General features: G+C 67.3%; 10 protein-coding genes and 1 pseudogene. 3 read left to right on the forward strand and 8 right to left on the reverse strand.

The window, feature by feature from the left end:
* Together ACLBYG_RS25175 and ACLBYG_RS25180 are read left to right on the forward strand one after the other, a co-directional pair.
* Positions 1 to 298: pseudogene (locus tag ACLBYG_RS25175) on the forward strand (S1 RNA-binding domain-containing protein); the annotation flags it as partial.
* Between the two features lie 570 nt (positions 299 to 868).
* Complete coding sequence (locus ACLBYG_RS25180; RefSeq protein ID WP_447683283.1) at positions 869 to 1,882, forward strand: phosphorylase family protein; 1,014 nt, start codon at positions 869 to 871, stop codon at positions 1,880 to 1,882.
* Between the two features lie 94 nt (positions 1,883 to 1,976).
* Here the strand turns inward: ACLBYG_RS25180 and ACLBYG_RS25185 are convergent, their stop codons facing one another.
* The 8 genes from ACLBYG_RS25185 to ACLBYG_RS25220 all read right to left on the reverse strand — a co-directional run bounded on the left by ACLBYG_RS25185 (position 1,977) and on the right by ACLBYG_RS25220 (position 14,196).
* Complete coding sequence (locus ACLBYG_RS25185; protein ID WP_447683284.1) at positions 1,977 to 2,900, reverse strand: hypothetical protein; 924 nt, start codon at positions 2,898 to 2,900, stop codon at positions 1,977 to 1,979.
* 11 nt (positions 2,901 to 2,911) lie between these two features.
* Entirely contained in the window at positions 2,912 to 3,529 is a 618-nt protein-coding gene (locus ACLBYG_RS25190; RefSeq protein WP_447683285.1) for a class I SAM-dependent DNA methyltransferase, read from the reverse strand.
* A 184-nt stretch (positions 3,530 to 3,713) separates the two neighbouring features.
* Positions 3,714 to 4,895 carry a cysteine desulfurase family protein gene (locus ACLBYG_RS25195; RefSeq protein WP_447683286.1) on the reverse strand — a complete coding sequence of 394 codons (1,182 nt, stop codon included), beginning with the start codon at positions 4,893 to 4,895 and terminating at the stop codon, positions 3,714 to 3,716.
* Complete coding sequence (gene dndE, locus ACLBYG_RS25200) at positions 4,892 to 5,272, reverse strand: DNA sulfur modification protein DndE (RefSeq protein ID WP_447683287.1); 381 nt, start codon at positions 5,270 to 5,272, stop codon at positions 4,892 to 4,894. The genes ACLBYG_RS25195 and dndE overlap by 4 nt, the downstream gene beginning before the upstream one ends.
* On the reverse strand, positions 5,253 to 7,262 hold the full coding sequence (gene dndD / locus ACLBYG_RS25205; protein ID WP_447683288.1) for a DNA sulfur modification protein DndD: 2,010 nt from the start codon (positions 7,260 to 7,262) through the stop codon (positions 5,253 to 5,255). The genes dndE and dndD overlap by 20 nt, the downstream gene beginning before the upstream one ends.
* Complete coding sequence (gene dndC / locus ACLBYG_RS25210; protein ID WP_447683289.1) at positions 7,259 to 8,668, reverse strand: DNA phosphorothioation system sulfurtransferase DndC; 1,410 nt, start codon at positions 8,666 to 8,668, stop codon at positions 7,259 to 7,261. Before dndC ends, dndD begins: the two co-directional genes overlap by 4 nt.
* Positions 8,669 to 8,759: 91 nt before the next feature.
* Positions 8,760 to 9,866, reverse strand: coding sequence for a DNA sulfur modification protein DndB (gene dndB / locus ACLBYG_RS25215; RefSeq protein ID WP_447683290.1), 1,107 nt, complete (start codon positions 9,864 to 9,866; stop codon positions 8,760 to 8,762).
* Between the two features lie 280 nt (positions 9,867 to 10,146).
* Positions 10,147 to 14,196, reverse strand: coding sequence for a hypothetical protein (locus ACLBYG_RS25220; protein ID WP_447683291.1), 4,050 nt, complete (start codon positions 14,194 to 14,196; stop codon positions 10,147 to 10,149).
* Positions 14,197 to 14,639: 443 nt separating this feature from the next.
* Here ACLBYG_RS25220 and ACLBYG_RS25225 point away from each other — a divergent pair, with 443 nt between their 5' ends.
* Positions 14,640 to 16,040: an AIPR family protein gene (locus tag ACLBYG_RS25225; protein WP_447683292.1), complete on the forward strand. Its 1,401-nt coding sequence runs from the start codon at positions 14,640 to 14,642 to the stop codon at positions 16,038 to 16,040.
* Positions 16,041 to 16,401: the final 361 nt, after the last annotated feature.

Below are 16,401 nucleotides of genomic sequence, written 5' to 3' on the forward strand. Positions count from 1 at the left end.
TGAGGTGGTCGAGGTGAAGGATGCCGGCGTCGAGGTGAAGATCGTCGACACCGACATGCAGACCTTCATCCGTCGCGCCGAGCTCGCCCGCGACCGCGGCGACCAGCGCCCCGAGCGCTTCGCTACCGGCGAGAAGTTTGACGCCCGCGTCGTCCAGTTCGACCGGAAGGCCCGCCGCGTGCAGGTCTCGATCAAGGCCCTCGAGATCGCCGAGGAGAAGGAGGCCATGGCCCGGTTCGGCTCTTCCGATTCGGGCGCCTCGCTCGGCGACATCCTCGGCGCGGCGTTCCAAAATCGCGCCTCGGCCTCCATGTATGACCACGGGGCCGGACGAACTGCCGGGTTCGGCCATGCTTACGAGACAGGGGGACGGTTCGATCTAGCGGCCGATTCCTCAGAAGTGGCGGCAGAGACAGCCATCGTTGGAAACTTGGTGCCACAGAACGTTCAGAGCAGGATCGCAATGCTCAGCGACGCTTACGCCAGCAACGGAGATGCAAGGCGGCTCATAGAGGAAATGAGCCGGGCCGGCCTGCTGGAGGGCAAGGTTCGAAGCCGCAATTGGCTGACCGCGCTGCATATGATCGAGAGCAAGTCGTCCAGCGGCGAGGGGGTCAGCTTGCTGGATAGGCTCGACAAGTCCTCATCGGCTAGGGATGATCTGGCAGACTTGCGAGTGTTTACCTTGTACAGGATGGCGGAGATGTCAGTCGCTGAAAGTAGACGGGAAAGCGCACAGAGCTATTTCCTGGCTGCGATCGAGGCGGCAATTGCAAGCCGTCAGACGAAAGCTGCAAAGGCGCTCATGCAAAGAACCCTGGCCTACGAAGAGACCGCCCATTAGAACTGCCGTCAGCGAGCCAAGAAAATGAAGGATCCCATAAGGGAGGCCGTCGACGCCGACTTGTCCGTGCTCGACGTGGAGGCGCAACCCGTCGCCGAGAAAGACGTCGAGGCATTGATCCGCGATTTCAAAGCGCTCAACGACCGTTTCTATGGGCGGTACAAGCTCGGCGTTGTCACCGCTCTGCCGAAAGAGCTGGCAGCAGTGGTGCGAGTGTTCGACGAGCCGCCTCAGCGTCTTTACCATTACCTATCGGAAGTTGAGTATCACTCGATCGAGATCGATTGCGTTGGAGGTCACGGCAAACACAGGATCATACTGACCCTGTGCCCCAGCATGGGAAACAGCAGCAGCGCGATCGCGGCGACGGCGATGCTCAAGGACTTTCCTGCGATCAGGGAAGTCGTCATGGTCGGCATCGCTGGCGGGATCCCCCGGCTCGACAGCCTCGAGAAGGACGTCTGGCTCGGCGACATCGTGGTGTCTCGGGGCAGCGGTCTAGTTCAGTACGACCTGACCAAGATCGAGGACAACCGCATTCTCGTCAGGAGCGAGGCCCCGAAGCCGTCCTCACGGCTCGCCCGCGTGGCCGACTTTATGGAAGCGGACCGGGTCTCGAATGGAAGCCAGCCATGGTTGGCCTTCCTCCCCCTCTCGACGCGGATAGAGAACGGGCAGCGCCCTTCCCAGGACAAGGACGGCAACCTCAAGGCTCGGACGTACGATGTCACGGCTGACCCGAGGCGAAGTTCCGATGTTCCGGTCGTTCACTTCGGCATCATCGCCTCCGCGAACGTCCTGCTGAAAAATTCTGAGCTCAGGGACGAGCTTCGGGCCAAGTTCGACGTGAAGGCTGCCGAGATGGAGGCTTCCGGTATCGCTGACGCGGCCTGGTTCGAGGGCAAAGGCTATCTGATCGTTCGCGGGATCTGCGATTACTGTGACAAGCATAAGGGCGACGAGTGGCAGGGCTACGCCGCCGCCGCCGCGGCCGCATATCTCAGAGCTCTGCTTGAGCGGCTGCCCGGCGTTACCTGACCGGTCGCCGGATGCATGGTCTCTTGAGCCTGCCGGACGAGCGTGCGGCCGCCGCTCGTGGCCGTTCGCCCGCGAGCCGATGCTCTCGCGTCAATCACGCTTCCAGGGCTAGATCCGAAGGGATGGCGAGTGGGGGAGGCGGCGAATAAGGCACGTCCGGACTCGCCAGAATCCGGTCGCGACGCCCCTGCAGGCGGGCGACCTCGAGATTGAGCACCGCGTCCAGGCTGCGCGGGTAAACGTACTTGGCGTAGCGGTCTGGATCGTTGTCCAGCTTGCCCTTGAAGGCGAGCCGGATCATCCGGAAATGCGCCGAGGCGCGGGCCAGGTATGGCTGGATGGTCGCGTCGACGAGGCCAGCGCTCCTCCTGATCAGCAACTCTAGCTGTCCGTCGATCTTGATGATCTCCTCCACGAGGGTGCGGTCGCCGATCGACAGCCTGTCGCGCCAGGCAGGATCCAACAGCAGGATCATGGTCCGGAACGCCTCCGGATCCGGTTGCCGTTCGCGGAGATCGCGCTGGAGGAGCCGGTTCGTGTGCGACAGCTGTAGGTAAGGCCCCAGGAAGTCGTCCAGCTTACGCTCGATCGCATCGAGTTCGGTCTCGTTGGCCTTCTGCGCCAGTGCCGCGCGATTGGCGCGCTGCGCCAAATGAGTCGATCGGATGGCGGCGAAGAAGGCGAGGATTCCGCCCGTGCCGGCGAAGCCGGCCGCGACGATGGGCGCCCAGTCCCGTCCCGTCCAAGAGCCATCGGAAACCGACGGTGCAGCGGGAGGGTGGCGCGGCGCTTCCACACCCGCTGTCGAAGCGATCTCACGGGCAGCTCCGGTGGTTCCGCGTCCGGGGGCGACAGATGCTAGCTCGTCTTGAGGTTGGGCGGGCACCGGCACCGCTGGAGCGGCTTGCGAGTGCGCCGGGACCGATGGCTTGTCCGGTGCGGGCGCCGCGGAGGCCGCGGTGACCAGCCACCCGAGCCCGAGCAGGGCCAGACGCGAACGGTACACGTGGGGGGACATCGTTCCTCGGCTCAGACGGCGCGAGACAGCGAGTTCAGCCACCGTATCGCACGGTGCCGGCCATCGATGACGCGCCGCTCGTGGCTCAGGTCGACGCTGATCGGGTCGAAGCCGACCTCGGCCAGGGATCGCCGCCAACCCCTCCGTGAATGGAAGGCGAAAAAGCGGCCATCCCGGTCCGGCCCTGAGCCGGCCCCGGCTTTGACGGAGGCGTAAAGGATGCCGCCGCAGCGTAGCACTCGACGACATTCGCCCAATGCCCGGTGCAGGTCGCTACCGGAGAGGTGCAGCATGGAGGCCGCGGCCCAGATCCCGTCGACCGCACCGGTGCGGAACGGAAGGTCGCGCAAGTCCGCGACGAGGACCGGGCATCCGGACGTGCGCCGGGCGATCGAGGCCATCGGCCGAGAATAGTCGACGCCGATCGGCTCGAGGCCGGCGCCGGCCAGCGCGAGCAAGTCACGCCCCGACCCGCAACCGAGATCGAGTATCGCCGCGTCCGTCGGCAGGACCGCGAGGAAGCTGTCGTGATGGTTGTCCATCCGGGCGAGCAACGTCGATGCGGCGTATGCTTCCGCGTTCGTCTCGTAAAAGGAACGCGTCCCATCCGCGCCGAGCGCGCACGCCATGTCACCGACCTACCTGCGACCGTATCCGGCAACTTGCACGGCGACGCGCTCGCTCGCAAGAGCGACCGCTGGGGCCGCCGCCCTCCCGTCCGGGGTCGTCGATTCCGCGCGGCGCCGGTATGTAGACGAGGCGGCTGTCGGAGGCCGTGTGCGGGGTCTCACGCTTCTGCTGCCTGGAACCTGCTCAAGCCGCGTGGGCGGCCCCCCTGAGGCGGCCGACGGCCTCCACCATCCAGGCCGCCGCGGCCGCGACGTCCTCCTCGCCGGTGAAACGCCCCGGAGCGACGCGGAACGCCCCGCGCGCCCGGGGGCCGTCGCCGAACATCGCGACGAGCACGTGGGAGGTCTCGACCCGTGCGCTCCCGCAGGCGCTCGAGGCCGAGAAGGTGCATCGATCGGCCAAGTGCCGGATCAGGGCGTACGGCTCCACGCCCGCGATGGAGAGGGATAGGTTGTTCGGCAGGCGGTCCATGTCGGGGCCGTTCAGGAGGACGCCATCGAGCGACGATCGCAGCCGCGTGTGAAACAGGTCGCACAGCGCCCTCAGCCGCGGCGCCTCCGTCCGTCGGGTGCGTGCGGCGATCTCGAAGGCCTCGCCCATGCCGACCGCCAGCGCCGTCGGCACCGTCCCGGGACGCAGCCCCCGTTCCTGGCCGCCCCCAAACATGATCGGGGCGACCTTGGCGCGCGGGCGGCGTGACCGCACGTACAGTGCGCCTATCCCCTTGGGCCCGTAAGCCTTGTGCGCGGACAGGCTCGCTAGGTGCAGCCCGTCCCGCTCGACGTCGACCGCGACGTAGGTCGCGCGCTGCGCGAGGTCGCTGTGGAAGAGCACGCCGCGCTCCGCGCAGATCCCCCCGATTTGCCGGATCGGTTGCAGCGCGCCCACCTCGTTGTTGGCACCCATTACCGAAACGAGGCAGGTGTCGGGCCCGATGGCGGCGGCCACCGCCTCGGGCGCGACAACGCCGCACTCGTCGACGTCGAGCAGCGTGACCCGCCAGCCGTCGCGTTCGAGGGCGCGTGCCGGGCCGAGTACGGCTGCGTGCTCGACCTGGGTGGTGATCAGGTGGCGCTTGTCGGGGTGGGCCCGTGCCACCCCGAGGATCGCGATGTTGTCCGCCTCCGTGCAGCTGCCGGTGAAGACGATCTCGTTCGGACGCGCTCCGATCGAGGCCGCGACCTGTTCCCGGGCCCGCTCCACCGCCGCCGCGGCCACGGATCCCTCGATGGTCTCGGCGCTTGACGGGTTGCCGAACAGCTCTCGCAGGTACGGTTCCATCGCCGCCAGCACCGCCGGATCGACCGGCGTCGTGGCGTTGTGGTCGAGGTATACGCGTCCCCCGTCCCGTTCGGCGTCCCTCACGCGGCGGCCTCCCCGGGAATGAGCGTCAACACGTCGAGGGACGACTTGACCCGCACCGACAGCATCCCGACGCCTCGGTGAATGTGGCTCCGCAGGAGCGCGAGCAGGACGCCGTCGTCGAGTTCGCGCTCCGCCGCGGCCTCCTCGACGAACCGGAGCATGCCCGCGAAGAGCGCCCCGTACTCGCCCGTCAACGTGTACGCGTTGAACTCCGACCCGTCCTCGTCCGGCGCCTGGGCGTCGCGCAACGCGCCCTTCTCGAGGGAGGTCATCAGGGCGATCCGGCACAGGAGGTTCGGTGTAAGGCCGGTGCGCTGGCGCAGGAACCTGAGCTTCGAGGTCGCGTCCTTCGAGATCCTAAGCTTGCTGTAGTGCACGGTCGTCCTCCCCGCCCGCGGCCTCCTCGAAGAATCCCGGCACCGCCCGCGTCCGACCGTCCGCGAACTCGAGCGTGTAGGTGTGCGACACGGCGCCGGCGAGCTCTTGTGCCAGCTCACCGTCGACCTCGGTGTCCGTGGAGAGCAGCACGACCTGGTGGCTCGCCTCCGGGAAGTAGTGGCGCACGAGGTTGCGCCGGTGTTCGCTGTCGAGGCGTCCGAGCGGCGTGTCGATGATCATCGGCAGCGGCCGCCCGCTCGTCCGCGCCAGGGCCCAGAGCATGGCGACGGCGTAGATCTGCTTCTCGCCGGCCGAGAGCTGGGACTTGGGAAGCTCCCCGCCGGCCGCATCGATCAGGGTCGCGGCGAAGGTCGTCCGATCGATGTGGACGGCGGCCACGAGGCTCTTCTTCCGCGCGAGGCGGTTGAAGCACGCGGTGAACTCCCGCTCGAGCCGCGCGAGCTTCTGCAGCAGGAGCCGCTCCTCGTAGACGACCAGGGCCTTGGCCACTCGCGCGGCCAGGTCGGCCCGGCTCGCAGCGACCCGTCCCTCGTCGTCGGCCGAGAGGATGTTCCTGCGCTCGCGGGCGAGGGAGGACAGGCGGCCCCGCGCGAGCTCCAGGTCCGATCTCCGCGCGCGGAGCGTCGCTTCCGTGGCCCCCACCTTCTGCTCGGCGGCCCGCAGCTCCTCCAGCAGCAGCCCGGCCGCGGCGTTGTCCGCCCGGGCCAGCGCCCGTTCCGCGCCCGCGAGCCGCTTCAGCCCGGCGTCGAGATCCCGTGCCAGGGATAGCGCGCGCGGCCGCGCGACCACCTCGGCTTCCTCGAGGCGTTCCAGCGCGGCCCTGCCGTCGCCCACCTCGCGCAACGCGGCGGAGCTGGGTGCCTCGCCCCCTTCCGTCCAGTCCTTGAGGAAGCGCTCGACGTCCTGCCAGTGCGGTGCGTCCCAACGCGCCTGCCGAGCCGGATGGCCGGTCGCGCGCCAGGCCAGCATCGCCGCGCCGAGCGCTCGCGCCGCGTTCCCCCGCTCCCCCCCGGCCCCAGATTGCGCGAGCGCATCGCGGAAGGCGGCGGTGAGGCGCGGGGCCACGGTGAACGGCAGCAGCTTGTTCGCCAAGCCCCTCAGCTCGTTTTCGCAGCGCGCGACGTCGCGCCGGGCCTCGTCGAGGGCGGCCTCGACCTGCCCACGCCGCGCCGCCTCGTCCCCGCCCTCCGCCACGAAACGGAGGCGGACGTGCTCGGCGGCGCGAATCTGGGAATCCCGCGCGGAAGCGAGCTCCGCGACCTCGTCGGAGAGCGTGGCGGCGCGCGCGCCGACCTCCGCACTTTCGCGGTCGCAGGCCTGGAGGCGTGGGATCGCGTCTTGCGCGGCCGCGCGGCCGTGCCGCGCGATGAGCAGCCCGAGATCGTCGCGCAGCCGGCCGACGAGCTCGATGCCGAGGAGACCGCGGACCGCCTCCGCGAGTTGGCCGTCATCGCGTTCGGCTCCGTCCGCGATGTCCTGGATCTTCTCGCCGTCGAAGAAGAACAGCTGGGATACGCCGGGCGGCACCAGCTCCTGGAGGAACTGGTGCCACTCCTCGCGCGGAACCGACGAGATCGTGGCGCCGTCCTTCTCGACCTGGAGGTACTCGTTCAGTGTCTTGCCGCGGACGGACCACCCCCTGCCTACATGGTAGCGATGTACAACGCCGGCTTCGGCATAGTCGAAGTCCAGCTCGACCCGGGCCGACGTGGCCCCACGGCCGGCATGGATCCGACCGCGCAGGTAGGCGTCGTAGTCCGACTGCGAGACGCGCGGGCCCAGCGCTCGCCGGCCATACAGCGCCAGCCGCACGGCTTCGAGCAGCGTCGTCTTGCCGGCGCCGTTGCGGCCGCCGACGAGCACGATCGGCGCAGCCGCGCCGCCGGGCCCGCGGCGCGGCGCCAAGTCGAAGCTGTTCTCGCCGCCGTAGAGACCGAAGTCATGCAGCCTCACCGTGCGCAGCATCATGGCGCGGCGTCCTCCGTCTCCGGGAAAGGCAGCCGGGGCGCGCGATCGTCGCGCTCCTTCCCGACCGGTTCATCGGTCGCCGTCAGGGCCGCCTCGCCGAGTCTCCGGCGGCGCTCCTCGACGACGACGTCGAGCGGACGCCATTCGCGCCGCAGCACCTCCTCGATCCGGGCATGCACCGCGGTGCGACGCTTGAGGCCGTGGGAAGCCCGCTCGACGTCGAGAAGCTGTACGACGAGGTCCACCGGCACGCCGTGCTCCGCGCAGACCTCCTTCAGCAGCGCTCCTGCCTCGGCGCCGAGTGCGACCTCGTCCTCGGCGACCCAGTCGAGGTCCCTCCCCAGGGCTCCCTTGACGATCGCGGGCACGCTGTCGGACCAGTCACCGCGCTCGGTGCGCCACAGGCGGCGAATCTCGTGCAGTTCCGCGTCGTGAATCAGGAGCGTGTCCTCGCCCGGAGGCGCGCTCCGCTGCAACTCGACCTGCGTCGTCAGGAGACGCTCGAGGAGCGTCTTGCAGAAATCGAGCGTGTAGGGCCCCGGCGCCGGCCTGTCGGTCCCGTCGATGAAGGACACGTGGCCGGATCGTCGCTTGAACTCGCGGTACCGGAGCTTCGCCTCCGGGTCCTGGGTCTCGGCGAGCAGGTCGCGGAAGTCGAGGAGCGGCTGCATCCACTCCTCGCCTGCGTCGATCATCGCCTCCATGGATTTGTCGCGCACCACCACGGTGCAGACCCAGCAACCGAAGCGGGAGTTGCCGCACGACGGCGTGGTCGTGTCGACCACGAGCGGGCACTCCCCGCCGGCGGCGTTGCGGTACATCTGCGAGAGCTGCCGGTTGTCGTTACCCCAAGGCGAAGCGTTCTGGAGCAGGTAGGTCCACACGTCGTCGGTGGTGAAAGCCTCGATGGGGGCGTAGACGAATGCGTTCAGCAATGACGAATGCCGCGAAAGCGGGGAATCTTTCATGCGGTGGAGGCTCATGACCTGGGCCCGGGTCGCGCTCTCCCCGGAGCGGACGCCCAACACCATCACGACCTCGCCGAATTCCGCGACGCGGCTGCGGATGAAGTCGTTGGCGGGCTCGATCTTCAGCCGCTCCGTGCACCAGCGGAACCGCCGCGTCGGTGCGGGGTACCCGCGCCCGATCAGGTTGACCCAGAAGCTTCGGTCAGTGTTGGGCGATACCTTGTGGGTCGTGACGGGAAGGCCCTGCTCGAGGGCGGCAGCCGAGATGCGCGCGAGCGTCTCGTCGATGTAGCGCGAGATGACGGGGGTCTCGACCAACGTATCTGAGCTGATGACGTAGACCGGCTTGGTGCGCTCGGCCTCCGGCAGGGCGGACAGCGCGTTCCAGACCAGCTGGAGGGTGCACGTCGAATCCTTGCCGCCGGAGAAGCCGATCACCCAGGGGCGCGCGTCGGACCTGTAGACGTCCTGGATCTCCCGGATCCGGGCAGAGAGCGCAGCCCGGTCGAGCGTGACATTCCCGGCCATGTCAACTCGCCATCCGATAGGCGCCAGTCGGCGCGTGCAGGTCCTCGATGCGGCGCGCCTCGGCGGACAGGGGGATGCCGAGCGCGGCGGAAATCACGTTGCCGACGAGCACGACGTTGTTGCGGGAGCGATTGACCTTGCCGGCGACGAGCGCGCGGCCGTCCCACAAGGCACGGTTGGCGCGCGACCAATCGATTTCCCGCAACGCCTCGAGGCGTGCCTCCCAACCGTCGGGGACTTCGGCCAGCAGGCAATTGCCGCTGGTCGCGATCGCCTGCATCGCGACGCCGTGGGCGTGGATGTAGTCCCGCCGGAGCTCGGCCGACGACACCTCGCGCGAGCCGACACGCCGCCAATCTGGCATGTTCTCGATCACCGCGGTCCAGAACCGGACCGCGGTGCTGCAGTCGCCCTCGTCGATCGAGCCGTTGCGCGCCTTGCCGACGAGCTCGGCCGTCGCTTGGTGGATGCTGCTGAGGGTGAATAGCTTCAACGACCTGTTCGAGATGCTCGAACTCTCCATGCAGGTGAAGTCGCGGAAGAGGGGGACCGCGCCAACCACGTGCCGGGCCAGCCCGGCGAGTGCGTCGCGGTGGTTGTAGAGGAGCTGGATTGATCGGGTTGGCCGCACCGCGTGGATGTTGAGATCGGCGAACATCTGTTGGCAGCGCTGCAGGCCCCTGTCCGCGAACACGACCACCGGGATCGTCTCGTCCCCGATGAGCGGCCGTTCCCGTAACGCCTCCTCGATGGCCGCGCGACGATGTTGTCCGTCATTGATCAGGATGGTCGCGCTCATCGAGACGCGCAGCCGACCGACCCCGCGCAGGTGTCCCTCGGCCGCGATCGGCTCGAACTCGATCTCCCCATCTACGGACGCGCACAGGGCCGACAGAATGTACTCGGTCGGGTTTCGCGTGATGTAATTCGCGATCTCGGGTACTCTCGCCTTGTTCAAGGTACGCTGCGCCCGCAGCGCACTCGGCATCGACGCGTCGTCGAACTTGAAAAAGGTGGGAACAACCTTGAGGGGGACCATGATCACGTAATAGGCGCTCCCGGCCTGCACGCCGCGGATCGCCGTGAAATCGAGGCTGTTCTCAAGCATTTACACCCTCGGTCGTCGCTCGCCGTCAGATCGTCGCTGGAAGTGAAGGAACATGCTATAGGAAGTGAGTTTACTCACTTCCAGCCTGTTGTCATAGAGTGCCGGCTCATTCTCTCTCCGTTACGCACAGCTGCCTTCCGGCGGCCGCGATGATTGCCGGACATGCACGGCCACGGCGCAGGCTCCCGACAAGGCCGGGTTCATCGAATTAGGCGGTGGGAGCAGCCTTCGCCAACGGGACGGCGATTGGCGGCATTACCTCGAAATTGATCGACGCGCGCTATGCGATCATGCGCCGGAGATCCTCCATGACCGCGTGGTGGAGGCGAACTCGTACCGCTGGCAGCGCGGCGAGCGTCACTCGGACGGCCGACGCCAGGTTTGCGGTGCCAGTCTCGATCGCGCTCAAGATCGCGGGCCCGTTGGTCCGAGGATCCCGCAAGGCGAAACGCTGCTGCGTGGCGGCATGGGTCCAACGCTGCCCGATCCATGCCCATAGCGGGCTTTCGATAGCGTTCCTGAAGTCCGACCGCCCGACCTCCTCGACCAAGCGGAGCGTCACAACGAACAGGTCCGAGGGGTCGTTCCCGCCTCTCGACCGCAGAAGGGCGACCGCGTCGGCCCCATCGCGGACCTTTTCCATGGGAGGGCTACCGGCGGCCATTCGCGCCACGAGGGCGACGGCCGGGTGCGACGGACCGAGGCGCGCGGAGATCCCGGCCGCGAGCGTGTCGGCGGGCAGGGTCCGTCCGGCAAGCACTGCCGCGATCCCGAAGGCGACCGCCGCCCTAACGGCGGCATTTACGGCCGGCGGCCTCGAGAGTTCGGACGGCGTGGGATCCGGCATCGGCCCGCGGGCGGGTGCCAGGACGTCGTCCGCAAGCAACGCCTCCTCGTTGGCGTAAAGATAGAGGCTGGCCGCCACCCAATCCACCAGGGCCTCCGCGAACGCGGCCGGGTCCGAGCTGCGGATCGCCATCGCGACCCGCATCTGCCGAATCCTGATCTCCTGGCCGGGGACGGGACCGCCGGCAAGGTGCGCATGCAAGGTTGCGGCGACGCCGCCCCCGCCGCCGGTCGCTAGGTCGACCTGGGCGAGGAGGTACCAAGCCACGTCGATCTCGGCGAGCGGGAGGTCGCGAACGGCTTCGTCGGGCTCGGGGTTGCTGCCAGCGCCGGGCGGCATGGCCAGCTCGCCCCCGTCGTCGAGACGCGTGCGGCGGGCGATCGTCGCGTCGTGCATCCAGAGGATTGCGTGCCGGACGATGCGATGGACATAGGCATTCTTGACCTCGCCCTGCGGGTCGACGCCCGCAAGGCGGCGGAGACATTCGGCCATGCCCCGGACGGCGGCGTCTGCCCTGGCGAGGTGCCAGGCCGCTGTGGCGATGTCCGCTTCGAGGCCGATGGCCATCGGCGTCATCACGCCCCCGACCTTGTACGCGGCGTCGCGACCCTGCGCGAACCACGCGGCGGCCTTGGCCCAGTCGCCCAGTTCGGCGGCACTTATCGCCGCCTCGCGCAGGAGGAACGCCCGCTCGACCGGCGCCTGCGACGAGGAAGCCGCGACCGCCTCCTCGAGGAGCGGGAGCGCGGCCGCGTGTTCCCGCCGGCGCCATAGCACTTTCGCGCGGGCGCGGGCCAGGACGGGATCCGGCCCGACCATACCCGCCGCCTCGTCGAGCGCGCGCAGGGCGGCATCCGGCTCTCGGCCGTATTCGTCCAACATGACCGCGCGGGCGGCGTGACATCGCAGGGCGAGGTCCCGAGCGCCCCAGTCCGCGGCACGCTGGGCCATCCCGAGATAGCGCGACGCGGCGTCGGGCCAGTCGATCGCCCCGGCCTCGGCCTCGGCCAGCCACGAGCGGCTAACCATGAGGGCGTTGCCCCCGGGAAGCGCGGCGATGCCCGAGAGGATCCCGTCCCGGCGATCCGGCGCGACGCTGCCGAGCCGTTCGAACAGTGCCTCCAGGTCGGCGACGGTCGTGAGGGCGGAGCATTGCGCCGCGATGATCAAGCTGCGGAGGCCCAATCGGCTTTGGTGCGCGTCGGCAAACGACCGTTCCGCCTCTTGCCATTCTGGCCGGCCGGAGGCGACTTCGTCGAACCGAAGAAACAGGTCGACCCAGCGATCACGCAAGAGGGTCCCGAGGCGTCGCTCAAGCAGCAACTTGCAGAGCGCCATGCCCTCGAAGGCCCGGTCCACGGCGGCCACCGTCACGCCCTGATTAATCTCGCGCAACAGCGCCTCGATGCCCTCCAGGGTGGTCTCGTCGTCGCCCTTCGCGAGCAGCAGGACCACTTGGGCCAGTCTCAGCAGCTTCGAGATTACCGGCGCCTTCGGATAGGCCAGTCGATCAGTTCGCAGGTGGCGCAGCATGACGGACTGCGCGGCGATCACCCGCCGGACTCGGTCATCGGCCGAGATGATGGACGTGCAGAGCCCGGCAAGGCTCTCCGGCCTCTCCCCCTCGAGCGCGTGGAAGAATACTGCGTCGGCGACGTCGGTCGCGAGCCCTTCCTCCGCCAGCAGGGCATCGACGACGGCCCGATGGACCGCGGTCTGCTCGTCCCGGGACAGCATGGCCCGGCCCGCGTCGCCCACCAGGGGCGACACCCGGTACTCCTCTGGGCCGACGGCGTCGATCCAGGGGCCCACGAGACGATCGAGGGCCTCGCCGGGCCGGTCGACGGCGGGCAAGACGCAGCCCAGCGCAAGGGCCACCCGACGCGGGAGGCGCCCAAGCACGAGGCTGCTGCGATACAGGATGCTGCGCGCTTCCGGCGGCACTGCCTCCCTCAGACGTGCGCGCACCGCCTCCCTCTCCCGAAGCACGTCCGGGTTCCGTCCGACCAGATGCTCGACGAGCGCGTCTTCAGGCCAGCCGCGGGCCGCCAAGCCAAGCACCGCGGCTTGGGCAAGCTGCGGATGCCCCCCGCCGCTTCCGAGGTGGACGACCTTGCCCCATCGATCGCCGTCGCCGCCGGCCATCGCGATGAGGGCCGCCACCTCGTCCGAAGTCATCGGCGTGGCGGCGATCGGGGCGCTGGAGGCAATCCCGAGGCTCGCCAAGACGCGCGCGGTCGGCTCCCGATGGGTGGTCGCGACGAGCGCGGCGCCTCGACGCGCGACCGCGGAGAGGAGAAGGGCAAGGCCGCGCGCCACGCCCGCATCGTCCCATTCATCGAAGTCGTCTAGGATGAGACCTCCGCCCGAGGACTGCCCGGAGCGGGCCAGAAGCAGCGAGAGCCGCTCCCGCACGACGTTGGCTGGCAGATCCCTCAGATCTGCCACGAGCCAATCCCCGCCGGTCGCGCGCGCGGCCTGTCGCGCGAGCAGGCTCTTCCCGAAGCCGGTCCCGCCCACGACGACGGCAGCGCCGTGAGAAGCCGCCGCTGCAACGTCGTCGACGAGGCCACGACGGACGACCACGGGATGAGGATCTCCGATCGCCGAGACGGGATACACCCAATCCCAGTTCGGGGCCTCGGCAGCTTCGGGCGTGTTAGGAGCGGCGCCGGCCCGTGCCACCGTGCTAAGCAGGCGTCGCAGGTCGGCCGTCGGAAGCGACGTATGCGTCACCCGACGAAGCACCCGCGCCCGATCGGCGACCGTCAGCTTCCGCGGGAGGGGCGCGATCGCCTTCTCGAGCACGGCCTCGACGAGACTGGACGCTGCCCTCGGGAGTTCGTCGATGTCGAGAGCGGGGCCGTGGCGCCCGTCGGTCGCGAGGACGGCCTCGATCTCGGCCCTCAGGTCTTGCACGCCCCCGCGACCGCAGTCCCAGACGATTCGCCGAACGAACTCGTCGCGCATCGCGTCGTCGCTGCGGCCGGACAGGAAATCGGCGACGCTCGAATCGAGGTCGGACGCGAGGAGGCGGGCCCGGAGCGGCGCCACCTCGGCGCGCCCCTGGGCCACCCGCTCCCAGTAATGCAGGGCGGCGCCCCCCGCGATGCGATCGGATCCCGCCCTCTCGATCCCGATCTTCGACGTGGTCAGATACCGGAGGTGAACCTGACGTCCCGGATTGCGCCTTGTCAGGTCGACGAACGTCTCGATCGCCTGGCGCACGCCGTCGGTCCGCAGGGTGGCCGTGCCCGAACCGCCCGTGTCCTTCGCCTGCACGGCGTTCATGGCGTCTCTGGTGACGGAGGCGTAGTCCTCCGCGACCTCCAGGTGGAGATCCTCGCCGGCGCCGAGCACGAGCCACGCCAGGACGCTGGCGTAGAGTTGGAAGGCGTAGCCCCTCAGTGCATCGACAGCTTGGCGGGTGGCGTCGCCTTGGGGATCGGCAAGCCGCGGGCCGGCATTGAAGGAGTCCGACATTATCGACCGTCGCGCGGCTGCTCGGGAGCACGACCCGGAGGTGGGGCCGGCCGGTGTAGACGAAGCGCGTCCCGGGCGCGACCGCGCTTTCGACCCCGCGGGACCGGTAGGCCACGGCGCTCCGCCGGCCGCGGGTTGCTCGCGAGAGGGCGGCCGCCGTCGGAACAAGCGCCGGTCCCGGTTCTTGGCGCGACGGTCCGGCATCCCGGTCGCAGAGGCCATCGGCGCGCGGCCGATTTGACATGGCCGCGTGCATCACCTTTTGATCGCGCCGCCTCCGGACGGAGGCCACGGTCCAGGATTGGACGCGCGATGAAATCTGCCGGAAGGCGAAGTGTTCGGACGTTCCGTTTCAGGCCCCGGAGGGATGTCAGCCCGCGGTGCCCTGCGGCAAGGATCGTCCACGCCCGCATTCTCGGCGCCGTCGAGATGAGGCGAACACAGTGAAAGACTTCGTCATTATGCGAATGCACGACGCCGTCGTGCGAACCTATGAGCTGAACAAGCTCATCGGGAACATCAACCTTGCGAGCTTCGTGGATCTGTTCTCCGTGGCGGACCTGGACGCCAATCCCCGCGCGGCCAAGAGGAGCTCGCTCACCGACAGCATCGAGGAGACCCTCGAGAACGAGCCCGAGACGTTCCAGTTCATGTCGAAGGGGATCCTGATCGGGGCGAGGAAAGTGGACGCCCTGGAACGGGGGCGCTTCCGCATCGCCTTCGAGGATCCGCAGCTGGAGGGCATCCTCGATGGTGGACATAACTGCCTGGCCATCGCGCGCTTCATCATCGGCCTCAGCTGCGACGATGGGAAAGAATTGCTGAGCCGCGGGCGTCGATGGGAAGATCTGAAGGAAATTTGGGACGAGAATATTGACGAGATCGAGGCTTTCAAGAAAGAGCTCCCCGATATCAGGATCCCAGTCGAAATTATTTATCCCGGCAACGGAGACTACGCCGAAGAGCAATTTCAAGATAAGATTTTGCGCATAAATGCCGCCCGCAATAACAATGCTCAGCTGACTGAAGAGACAAAGTTCCACAAACGGGGGTTCTACGAAGAGATCAAGGCAAACATCGATCCGGTTATCGCGGGCGACGTCGAGTGGAAAGCTAACGAAGGTGGGCGGATCAAGGCGCGCGATCTGATCGCGTTGTCCCTGATTCCTCTGTCCGTTCTCCCCGATAAGCTGCCGACGCGACAGGCTGCGGAGAATCCTCAAATGATCTTCGCTCAGAAGGGGCAGTGCGTCGCGCTTTTCAACAAACTGGACGGTGACGAGGAAGTCGTCAGTTCCGTCAAAGGGCAGATCGTCGAAATGAAACATCAGGGCATGAAAAGTGCGCTCAAACTCATGCGCGACATGCCTCGGCTATACGATTTGGTATATGAATTGCTTCCTGCAGCCTACAACAAGACTAGCCAGCGGTTCGGGGGCATGCGATGTGTTCGAATTTGGGCTGGGACAAAAAAATACACAGAAAACAAGGGTTTCAAATTCAACAAATACTTACCAAAGCCCGCAAAGACGAAATTTTATGAAAATGAGACCAAGCACGATTATCCCGATGGCTTCGTTTACCCGATCCTGTTCGGTCTCACATCGATAATGTCGCACGACGGCGGAAAGGTAAGCTGGAAGACCGATCCCGACGAGTTCCTGCGAGCAAACATAGCTGAGGTCCTTCAATCTTATTGGGCGATCATCGAGGGCCAGAACTTCGATCCAGCCAAAGTTGGAAAGTCGAAAGGCGCATATCAATTAGCAGCACAGGTATTTACATCGGCATACAACAGCGTTCTATTGAATAAACTTCTGAGTGAGCGGAAAAAACGCTCATAGAGCGATGTTTTTTGACGCGACCGGGCGCGATTGATAAACTATGTCTGTCGATCGCCCCGCCAATCGTGTCGCGCGGCATCATATTTGGCGCGTGACGCACATGAATATTTCAGCGTTAAGGCAAATATAGGTAGACGTATCGCTGCCAATGGACGGAACGAGTGGAGACGTCCTGAGAACGCGCGCCGCTCCAATTTGGTTCCGGATGCCTGGACGGCAGATCGAATTGACTCGAAGTCTCAATTCGACGATTTATTCGGTGCCTCCGGATGGAGGAATCAAGTCGCCCTGGATGGGGCGCAGTGTGAAACCCGCCGGAGGGCTGGGTGGTCGAGCGTCGTACTCGCGATCGTGCCGGATC

Source organism: Methylobacterium sp. D53M, assembly GCF_053345625.1.

Excerpts from the sequence above, each read along its gene's own strand:
- ACLBYG_RS25190 (WP_447683285.1), bottom strand. The coding sequence starts at position 3,529 with ATGGCGTGCGCGCTCGGCGCGGATGGGACGCGTTCCTTTTACGAGACG.
- dndB (WP_447683290.1), bottom strand. The coding sequence starts at position 9,866 with ATGCTTGAGAACAGCCTCGATTTCACGGCGATCCGCGGCGTGCAGGCC.
- ACLBYG_RS25185 (WP_447683284.1), bottom strand. The coding sequence starts at position 2,900 with ATGTCCCCCCACGTGTACCGTTCGCGTCTGGCCCTGCTCGGGCTCGGG.
- ACLBYG_RS25180 (WP_447683283.1), top strand. The coding sequence starts at position 869 with ATGAAGGATCCCATAAGGGAGGCCGTCGACGCCGACTTGTCCGTGCTC.
- ACLBYG_RS25220 (WP_447683291.1), bottom strand. The coding sequence starts at position 14,196 with ATGTCGGACTCCTTCAATGCCGGCCCGCGGCTTGCCGATCCCCAAGGC.
- dndD (WP_447683288.1), bottom strand. The coding sequence starts at position 7,262 with ATGATGCTGCGCACGGTGAGGCTGCATGACTTCGGTCTCTACGGCGGC.